At 69.2% G+C, this 9,793-nt stretch carries 9 protein-coding genes; 8 read left to right on the top strand and 1 reads right to left on the bottom strand.

What is annotated here, in order from left to right:
- The first annotated feature begins 243 nt into the window (after nt 1-243).
- The 6 genes from QPR87_RS21675 to QPR87_RS21650 are packed head-to-tail and all read left to right on the top strand — an operon-like array spanning nt 244 to nt 7,041.
- Nucleotides 244-501 (top strand): DUF4212 domain-containing protein, encoded by a 258-nt coding sequence (locus QPR87_RS21675; RefSeq protein WP_011750775.1) that lies wholly within the window; start codon nt 244-246, stop codon nt 499-501.
- 10 nt (nt 502-511) lie between these two features.
- Complete coding sequence (locus tag QPR87_RS21670) at nt 512-2,323, top strand: sodium:solute symporter family protein (protein ID WP_285051320.1); 1,812 nt, start codon at nt 512-514, stop codon at nt 2,321-2,323.
- Between the two features lie 57 nt (nt 2,324-2,380).
- A complete protein-coding gene (locus tag QPR87_RS21665) occupies nt 2,381-4,192 on the top strand; it encodes a DUF294 nucleotidyltransferase-like domain-containing protein (RefSeq protein WP_104494292.1) in 1,812 nt (603 codons plus the stop codon).
- 7 nt (nt 4,193-4,199) lie between these two features.
- Nucleotides 4,200-4,697, top strand: a complete 498-nt coding sequence (locus QPR87_RS21660) for a hypothetical protein (RefSeq protein ID WP_104494291.1) — start codon at nt 4,200-4,202, stop codon at nt 4,695-4,697.
- Nucleotides 4,697-5,068: a response regulator transcription factor gene (locus QPR87_RS21655; protein WP_011750779.1), complete on the top strand. Its 372-nt coding sequence runs from the start codon at nt 4,697-4,699 to the stop codon at nt 5,066-5,068. The genes QPR87_RS21660 and QPR87_RS21655 overlap by 1 nt, the downstream gene beginning before the upstream one ends.
- On the top strand, nt 5,062-7,041 hold the full coding sequence (locus QPR87_RS21650) for a 3'-5' exonuclease (protein ID WP_285051319.1): 1,980 nt from the start codon (nt 5,062-5,064) through the stop codon (nt 7,039-7,041). The genes QPR87_RS21655 and QPR87_RS21650 overlap by 7 nt, the downstream gene beginning before the upstream one ends.
- Before the next feature lie 142 nt (nt 7,042-7,183).
- Here QPR87_RS21650 and QPR87_RS21645 read toward each other — a convergent pair whose 3' ends face one another.
- Nucleotides 7,184-8,422 carry a S8 family serine peptidase gene (locus QPR87_RS21645; protein WP_285051318.1) on the bottom strand — a complete coding sequence of 413 codons (1,239 nt, stop codon included), beginning with the start codon at nt 8,420-8,422 and terminating at the stop codon, nt 7,184-7,186.
- 100 nt (nt 8,423-8,522) lie between these two features.
- Between QPR87_RS21645 and QPR87_RS21640 the strand changes: the two genes are divergently transcribed.
- Nucleotides 8,523-9,014 carry an RNA polymerase sigma factor gene (locus QPR87_RS21640; protein ID WP_011750782.1) on the top strand — a complete coding sequence of 164 codons (492 nt, stop codon included), beginning with the start codon at nt 8,523-8,525 and terminating at the stop codon, nt 9,012-9,014.
- A 44-nt stretch (nt 9,015-9,058) separates the two neighbouring features.
- Nucleotides 9,059-9,745: an anti-sigma factor family protein gene (locus QPR87_RS21635; RefSeq protein WP_285051317.1), complete on the top strand. Its 687-nt coding sequence runs from the start codon at nt 9,059-9,061 to the stop codon at nt 9,743-9,745.
- The last annotated feature ends 48 nt before the right edge of the window (nt 9,746-9,793 follow it).

The following is a 9,793-nucleotide window of genomic DNA, read 5'->3' as shown; positions in this document are numbered from 1 at the left end:
GTTCGGGCAAGATCATGCGCCGCATCCTGCGCAAGATCGCCGAGGACGATTTCGGCGCCCTCGGAGACATCTCCACGCTCGCAGACCCGGGCGTCGTGGACCAACTCATCGAAAACAGAATGAACCGCGCCTGAACCCGGGCGCGGAAGACGCCCCCGGCCTTTTTCGCCGGGGGAAACGGAGGGGAAAACACGTCGAAAAAGACGGAACGACATGTCTGAAAAAAGGGAGGATTTTAAGGACATGAGTGACAGACAATCGTCAAACGCATACTGGCAGGCCAATCTCAAGCTGATCTGGCTGTGCATGATCATCTGGGCCCTGGTGTCCTATGGCTTCGGGATCATCCTGCGGCCGATCCTGGCGGGCATCTCGGTGGGAGGAACCGACCTGGGGTTCTGGTTCGCGCAGCAGGGCTCGATCCTGGTCTTCATCGCGCTGATCTTCTTCTATGCCTGGCGCATGAACAGGCTCGACGCCGAACACGGCGTGGACGAGTGAGGAGCATCCCATGAGCCAGTTTACCCTTAACCTCATCGTCATCGGCGCGTCCTTCGCGCTTTATATCGGCATCGCGATCTGGGCCCGCGCCGGTTCCACGGCGGAATTCTATGCCGCCAACCGCGGCGTCAGCCCGGTCATGAACGGCATGGCCACGGCGGCCGACTGGATGTCGGCGGCCTCGTTCATCTCGATGGCGGGCCTCATCGCCTTTACCGGCTATGACAATTCGACCTATCTGATGGGCTGGACCGGCGGCTATGTGCTGCTGGCGATGCTGCTTGCGCCCTATCTGCGCAAGTTCGGCAAGTTCACGGTGCCGGAATTCATCGGCGACCGCTTCTATTCGGGCACGGCGCGGATCATCGGCGTGATTTGCCTGCTGATCATCTCGATCACCTATGTGATCGGCCAGATGACCGGCGTCGGCGTGACCTTCTCGCGCTATCTGGAAGTGTCCAGCTCGACCGGGCTGTGGATCGGCGCGGCGCTGGTCTTCGTCTATGCCGTGCTGGGCGGGATGAAGGGCATCACCTATACGCAGGTGGCGCAATACATCGTGCTGATCATCGCCTATACCATCCCGGCGGTGTTCATCGCGCTGCAACTGACCGGCCATGTTCTGCCGCAGACCGGGCTGTTCGGCACGCTGAACGCATCGGACACCAAGTTCCTGGCGACGCTGGACCAGGTGGTGACCGATCTGGGCTTCCGCTCCTATACCGGGCATCACCAGTCGACGCTGGACATGGTGCTGTTCACCATGGCGCTGATGATCGGCACCGCGGGCCTGCCGCATGTCATCATCCGCTTCTTCACCGTGCCGAAGGTGGCCGATGCGCGCAAATCGGCAGGCTGGGCGCTGGTCTTCATCGCGCTGCTCTATACCGTCGCGCCGGCGGTGGGCTCGATGTCGCGCTTCAACCTGACCGCGACCATGTGGCCGGGCGCCGAGACGGGCCAGACGTTCAGCCAGCCCGCCGTGTCGCTGGAGGACATCCAGAACCGCGATGACCTGCACTGGATGCGCAACTGGCAGGTGACGGGCCTGCTGAACTGGGAGGACAAGAACGGCGACGGCCTGATCCAGTACTACAACGAGGCCGGGGCGGCGAACGAACAGCTGGCCGCCGTGATCGCCGAGCAGGGCCTGCAGGGCAACGAGCTGACCACGGTGAACAACGACATCATGGTTCTGGCCAACCCGGAAATCGCCAACCTGCCGGGCTGGGTCATCGCCATCGTCGCCGCCGGCGGCCTGGCGGCGGCGCTGTCCACCGCGGCGGGCCTGCTGCTGGCGATCTCGGGCGCGGTGAGCCACGACCTGATCAAGGGCGCGATCAATCCCGGCATCAGCGAGAAGGGCGAGCTGTTCGCGGCCCGCGTCTCGATGGGGGTCTCGATCCTGGTGGCGACGATCCTGGGGCTGAATCCGCCGGGCTTTGCCGCGCAGACGGTGGCACTGGCCTTCGGGCTGGCGGCAAGCTCGATCTTCCCGGTGCTGATGATGGGCATCTTCTCGACGCGCATGAACAAGGAAGGCGCGATCGCGGGGATGCTGGCCGGTGTCATCTCGACCCTGGTCTATATCTTCACCTACAAGGGCTGGTTCTTCATCTCGGGGACCAACATGCTGCCGGATACGGCGGATGCCTGGCTGTTCGGCATCTCGCCGGCCTCGTTCGGCACCATCGGTGCGGTGATCAACTTCGCGGTGGCCTATCTGGTGTCCAGCGCCACCAAGGAGCCGCCTGCCGAGGTGCGCGACCTGGTCGAGTCGATCCGCGTTCCGCGCGGCGCCGGTGGGGCGCAGGCCCACTGACGAACGGCCGCGCCCCCTGCGGGGCGCGGCCTTTCCGCCAATCGGCAGGGCAGGACCATGACCGACATCGCCGCATTCATCGCCTCGGTTCATCCCTATGACAGCCTGCCGCAGGACGAGCTGGCGCGGGCCGCGGCATCGTTCAAGCGCAGGACCTATCCGGCCGGCAGCGTGATCTATCGCCATGGCGACCGGCTGGCGGGGCTTTACCTGATCGAAAGCGGCCTTGTCCGGGTTTCGGATGCTGCCGGGGATTCCGTTTCGGAACTGGTGGCGCGCAATTCATTCGGCGAAAGGGGGCTGCTGCGCGACGGGGTGGCGGTGACCACGGCGACCGCCGTCGAGGATACGACCGTGCTGATGCTGCCGCGCGCCGAACTGATGCGGTTGATCGGCAGCCATCGCGCGGTGGCGCGTTTCTTCGACCGCAGCGGCCTGCCCGGCGACCGCGAGAGCGCTCTGGCGCTGCTGAAGGTCGGGGATTTGATCGGGCGGCAGGTGCCGCTGAGCTGCACCCCCCAGACCCCCGCCATCGAGGCCGCCCGCGCCATGCGCGATGCCCGCGTCAGCAGCATCGGCGTGCTGGACGGGGACCGGTTGGTCGGGCTGGTCACCATCCGCGACATCTCGAACCGCATCGTTGCCGAGGGGCGCGACGCGAATGTGCCGGTTGCGCAGGTGATGACGCCCGACCCGATCACGCTGTCGCCCCTGGAGCTGGGCTATGACGTGCTCAACATCATGCTCGAGCGCCGTATCGGCCATCTGCCGGTGGTCGAGAAGGGCCGCTTCGTCGGCATGGTCAGCCAGACCGACCTGACGCGGGTGCAGGCGATCTCGGCCTCGGCGCTGATCCGCGACATCGCGCAATCCGAGGATGTCGGCGACATGGCGGCGGCGACCGCACGCATTCCCGAACTGCTGCTGCAACTGGTCAACGGCCATCACCGGCACGAAACCATCACCCGCATGATCACCGACATTGCCGATGCGGTGACCCGGCGCTTGCTGGTCATGGCCGAGGCGCGCCTGGGTCCGCCGCCCGGCCCGTGGCTGTGGGCGGCCTGCGGCAGCCAGGGGCGGCAGGAACAGACCGGCGTGTCGGATCAGGACAATTGCCTGATTCTCGGCGACGATTGCGACCCGGACGATCCCTGGTTCGCCGAGCTTGCGCGCTTTGTCTGCGACGGGTTGAACGCATGCGGCTATGTCTATTGCCCGGGCGAGATGATGGCCATCACGCCGCGCTGGCGCCAGCCGCGCCGCGTCTGGCGCGGCTATTTCCACGACTGGATCACCCATCCCAGCCCCGAGGCGCAGATGCTGGCCTCGGTCATGTTCGACCTGCGCGCCATCGGCGGCGATGCCGCGCTGCTGGACGGGCTGCAGGCCGAGACGCTGCGGATGGCGGCGAAGAACTCGATCTTCGTCGCGCATATGATCTCGAACGCGCTGAAGCACCGCCCGCCCCTGGGGCTGATCGGCGGCTTTGCGACCGTGCGCACCGGCGAGCATCGCAACCAGATCGACATGAAGCTAAGCGGCGTCGTGCCGGTGTCCGACCTGGCGCGGATCTATGCGTTGCAGGGGCAGCTGACCCCGGTCAATACCCGCGCCCGGCTGGTCGAGGCGCAGGGGGCGGGCATCATCTCGGGCAGCGGCGCGCGCGACCTGATCGCGGCCTACGACCTGATCCAGACCACGCGGCTGGAGAACCAGGCCGCGCAGATCCGCGCCGGCGAACGGCCGGGGAACCACCTGTCCCCCGCCGCGCTGCCCGACTTTCAGCGCAGCCACCTGCGCGACGCCTTCGTGGTGGTGCGGGGGATGCAATCGGCGCTGGGCCATGGCAAGGGAATGTTGGGATGAGGGGCATATGACCGGGATCGGGGTCGAATTGCTGGGCGTGATCGCGGTCGGCGTGGGCGCGGCGGCGTTGCTTTATGCCGGGATGCACCTGTTGCGCAAGCTGGGGCTGGCGCCGGCGCGCTGGCTGCTGCCGGCGGGCATCGGCCTTGCGATGGTCTCCTATGCGGTCTGGAACGATTACGCCTGGTATGACCGTGCGGTCGCCCGGCTGCCCGCGGACGCGCAGATCCTGCTGGTGGGCCGCGACAGCCAGCCCTGGGCGCCCTGGACCTATCTGGCGCCGGTCGTGATCCGCTTTGCCGCCCTTGATCCGGCCGGCATCTCGGAGACCGCCGAGGGCATCCGCCGGGCCGGGATCACGCTGGTCGAGCGGCGCGGCCCCACGCTGGTCGTGCCGCAGGAATTCGATTGCGCGAAGGGGCTGGTCCGGCCGGCACGCGGCGCATGGTCGCCGCCCGGCCCATCGGACCCGGCCTATTCCGTCGTCTGCGGGGGAGGAGGCTGATGGCAGATATCCTTGTGGTCGAGGATGAGGACAATATCGCCACCGCCCTGGATTTCCTGCTGTCGCGCGACGGCCACAAGCACCGCCGCATGGCCACGGGCGCCGGCGCGCTCGAGGAAATCCGCGCCAGTCATCCCGATCTGGTGCTGCTGGACGTGATGCTGCCCGACGTCTCGGGCTACCAGATCGTGCAGGACGTGCGCGCCGATCCGGCGCTGAACGACGTGCGGGTGCTCTTGATGACCGCGCGCGGCTCGGTCGTGGAACGCCGCAAGGGGCTGGCGCTGGGGGCGGACGGCTTCATCGCCAAGCCCTTCGAGCTGTCCGAGCTGCGCGCGGAACTGGCGCGGCTGCTGGGGGGACGATGCTGACGCGGCTGTCGCTGAGGGCCCGGGTTCTGCTGATCTTTGCCGGGCTTGCGGGCGCCGTCCTCGCGGTCCTGGCGGCGGGGCTGTGGGTGGCGGGGGCAAGCCTCGCGGGCCGGGGCGTCCCGGTCCAGGCGATGCTGGACGCGCTGGCGCTTGCGGCGCTGATCGTGGGGTTCGGTGCGCTGGGGATGATCGTCTGGATCTGGTTCCTGTTCGACCGCAACGTGGCCCGCCCGATCGAGCTGCTGGCCGGGGGCTTGCGCACCGGCCAGACCCCCGAGATCGAGGAGGCCCGCTATCTTGCCGATCTGGGCCCCGCCGCACGCGACGCCGCCGAGGCGCGGGCGCGTTCGGCAGAGGCACTGGCCGATGCGGTCGCCGAACATGCCGCCGACCTGCAACGCGAAAAGGAGACGCTGGAATCCATCCTTGCCGATATCGGTGCCGGCGCGGTGATGACCGATCCGGCCGGCCGGGTGATGTTCTACAATGCCTCCGCCGCGCATCTTCTGCCCGGCATCGCGCTGGACCGCCCCATCGAGCGCCATCTGCCCGGCGGTGCGTTGGAGGCCGGAGCGGCGCGGCTGGCGGCGGGGGCGGCGGCGACCGACCTGACCTGCCTGACCTCGGCCGGGCAGCGGCTGTGGGGGCGCATGCGGCGGGTCGATGGCGGCACGCTGCTGATCCTGAACGACCGTCCGCCGCAGCACCCCGCGCCGCGCGACCTGCTGGAGACTCTGCGCCGCCATGCCGCGACCCTGGTGCCGATGCTGGGTGCGTTGGAGGGACCGATCCCGCCCGCGCTGGCGCAGGCGATCCAGAGCGAGGGGCAGGGATTGGCCAACGTCCTGCGCGAACTGACCGAGGCGATGAGCGGCGACGCCACGCGCGGAGGGGCGGGGCTGAACGAACTGGCTGCCGGGCTGGACCTGGCGCCCGACCAGCCCCGGCTGGTGCTGCTGGCCGACGCGGCCGGCGTGAACGGGCTGCTGCGCCATCTGGACCGCCGCCTGCGCGAGCAGGGCGCGGCCCCCCGCCTTGCCGCCGAGGCCGGGGCCGAGGCCGAGGCGTCCGAGGCGCGGCTCTTGCTGCTCTGGACCGGGGCGGCGCTGCCCATGGACCGGCTGGAGGCCTGGCTGGCCGAGCCGCCCGATCCGGCGCAGCCCGAACTGACCGGGCACGAGATCCTGGCCGCGCATGCCACCGGCATCTGGACCGAGGCGCGGGACGGTCAGGCGCGGCTGGTCCTGCCGCTGCCGATCGCGGCGGGCCGGCCGGACAGCGCCGGGCTGACCTATGACTTTGCCCTGTCGCGGCGCGGCGCGACCTCGTCGCGGCTGGCCGATCTGACCTGCGTGGTCTTCGATACCGAGACGACCGGGCTTGACCCCGTCGCCGACCGCATCGTGCAGATCGCCGGTCTGCGCATCGCCCGCAGCCGCCTGACCGGCGAGCGTTTCGACACGCTGGTCGATCCCGGCCGGCCGATCCCGCCCGCCTCGACCGCCGTGCATGGGATCACGGATGCGATGGTGGCCGGTGCGCCCGACATGACCGCAGCGCTGACCGCCTTTCACCATTTCGCCGAGGATACGGTGCTGGTCGCCCATAACGCGCCCTTCGATATGGGCTTCCTGCGCCGCGCGGTGCCTGAGACCGGGGCGCATTTCGACAACCAGGTGCTGGATACGGTGCTGCTTTCGGCGATGCTCTGGGGCCAGTCGGCGCCGCATTCGCTGGATGCGCTGACCGAGCGGCTCGGCATCGTCATCCCGCCCGAGGCGCGCCACACCGCCATGGGCGACGCCCGCGCCACGGCCGAAGCCTATCTGCGGCTGATCGCGGCGCTGGAGGCCAAGGGGCTGGATCGGTTCGAGGACGTGCTGGCCGAGGCTCGCCGCCATCGCCGCCTGGTCGATGATGCGAACAAGCCGGCGGGCGATGCCGCCTCCGGCTCGGGCCCGTCAGCAGGCTGACCGTGCGGTCCTTGCCGAGCCATGGGGGATGGATGTGCGCCGTCCGGGGTCGTCGGTAAGGCCGTCAACTCGCCGCCCAGCAAGGGCGCGATGGCGATGAGGTCCATCGACTGCCGGAAGATTTCCCGGTGGGCCGTCGCGTTCAGTTCCGGCATTCGGCCACGGGTTGGACAAGGCCGTGGCCGAAGATCTCGTCGGGGCCGGCCTTGCCCAGGTCGCGCGCGGTTTCCTGCAATTGCGCCCGCACCTCGGCCGGGGTCAGGCCGGGCCGGGCTTGCAGGATCAACGCTGCTGCGGCGGTCACGAAAGGCGTCGCATAGGAGGTGCCGGTCTTGGTCCGCGCGCCGCTGATCGAGGCCGCGGTCCAGACATTCACCCCCGGGGCTGCCAGGTCGATATGCTCGCCCCGGTTTGCGCGGCGATAGACCTGTTCGCGGCGGTCCACGGCAGTTACGGCGATCACGGGGGCGAAGGCGGCGGGGAAAGCCGGCTTGGCCGCCGGGCCGCCATTGCCCGCCGCCGCGACAAGCACGATGCCCTGCCGGTCCATACGGCGGATCTGCTGGCCAAGAGCGGTGTTCCGGGGGCCGGCCAGCGACAGGTTCACGATGTCCACCTCCTGCGCCGCCAGATAATCCAGCGCCTCGATCAGGGCGAAGGCGTCGGCGCGTTCGTCCCCGCGCCGCTTGTGGAAGGCATCGACGGCGACGAGTTCGGCCCCCGGCACCAGGCCGGGCGTGCGGCTGTCCGCCCGCCCGACCAGAAGCGCCGCGATGGCGGTGCCGTGCAGCGCGTCCGAGGCGTCCAGCCCGTTGCCCGGATCCAGCCTGTGGACCCGGATGCGCGCGTCCTTCAGCACCGCATGATCCGCGTTCAGCCCGGTATCGACCATGCCGATGCGCACCGGCCCGCCGCATCCGGTCGTATCCTGGGGCCAGGCGATCATCTGCCGCGCCGGGCAATCCGCACCGCGACACGAGGACGCGGCGGCATTGCCGGGGCGGTAGAAATGATTGAAGTCCGCCGCCTCGGCCGAGCCCATCCGGCGCACCGTCGCGCGCGCCGCGTCCATCGTCATCGCGTCGGGCTTGCGCAGCCGGTGCAGCGGCCGGTCGGCGGCCAGCGTGACCTCTCGCAGCACGCGAAAGCCCGTATCCTCCAGCACGGTCAGGTCGGCCTCGGACAGCCCGCGCGCAATGACCTCGTTCGGGGCGCGGGTGGGCAGGGGCGCGGGCTGGACCCGTGGCGCGCGGCGGCGGACCGGCGCGTCGTCGTCGTCATCCGCCCATGCGGCGGATATCCCCCAGCCGGCCGCCTGCGGGCGCATGTCGGCCAGCAGAACGGCCAGGACCAGGGACAGCAACAATATCGGCAGGCGCATCGGCATCACCTTGCTATGAGACGGCTTCGGGACTTTCTACGCATTGCAGATTCCATTATTCCCTGCTCTGGTCAATTTTCCGACGCCGTGGAGAGGGTGAATGGACGCAGGCTTCGGCGAGGCCATGATCGCATTGCTGCCCAACCTGCGGCGCTATGCCCTGTCGCTGACCCGGCGCGGCGACCAGGCCGACGACCTGGTGCAGCAAACGGTCGAGCGCGCCATCGCCAACGCGGCCAGCTTCGACCGGGCGCAGCGGCTGGAGCCCTGGCTGTTCCGCATCATGCGCAACGCCTTCATCGACCAGACCCGCCGCCAGCGCCGGGAAGGCACGAAGATCGACATCCATGAGATCCCCGAGGCCCTGCCGACCGACCCCGGACCGGGGCTGGAAGCGCGGTTGATGCTGCAAAGCGTCGAGGCGGCGATGGCCGAACTGCCCCCCGACCAGCGCGAGATCCTGCACCTCGTCTGCGTCGAGGAGATGAGCTATGCCGAGACGGCGCGGATCCTGGACATTCCCATGGGCACGGTGATGAGCCGCCTGTCGCGCGCGCGGCTGGCCCTTTCGGAAAGATTGGGAATAAGATGACGCCGGGTGCGTATTCGGGGCAGGACCGCGACAAGGATGGGGCGATGCAGATCGACGACGAAACCCTGATGGCACTGGCCGATGGCGAGCTGGACCCCGCTCGCGCGGATGAGATCCGGCGTGCCGTCGCGGGCGATCCCGACCTGCAGGCCCGCCTGCATCGCTTTGAAGAAACGCGGCGCCTGCTGGGGGGCTTGCGCAAGGACGCCACCGGCGAAGACCCGCTGGCCGCGATGATCCGCGCCGCCGCCGCCGCACCCGCACCCCATCCGGTGCCGGAGGCGCCGCGTCCCGCCAATCTCAACCGCAGGCCCTGGCTGGCCGCGGCGGCCTCGGCCGCCGTCGTCGCGCTGGGGCTTGGCTGGTGGCAATGGACGGATGCCCCCGCGCCGGGGATCGGCGCGGCGGAACTGGCGGCGCTGGAAAGCCTGTCCTCGGGCCAGGTCCAGCCGCTGGAGGATGGCGGCGAGCTGGCGATGATCGCGTCCTTCCGCGCCTCGGACGGCAGGCTTTGCCGCGAATACGAGACTGCCCGGGACGAGGTGCTGCGTATCGTGCTGGCCTGCCGCGAAGGCGATGGCTGGCAGGAACGCTTTGCCGCGACGGCGCAGCAAGGCGGCGCGGACTATCGCCCGGCCTCGGGCGAGGGGTCCATAGACGCGGCGCTGGCCGCCATTGGCGCCGCCGATCCCCTGACGCCCGAGGAAGAAGGGGCGATGCTGCGGGAATAACCGGCCGGGGCGGTCGTAATCCTGTCATGGAAATGCACAGGAGAACGC

This window comes from Paracoccus sp. SSJ, assembly GCF_030234105.1.
In the GTDB taxonomy this organism is placed as follows: Bacteria; Pseudomonadota; Alphaproteobacteria; order Rhodobacterales; family Rhodobacteraceae; genus Paracoccus; species Paracoccus denitrificans.
This window is presented reverse-complemented; position numbering and strand designations above follow the sequence as displayed.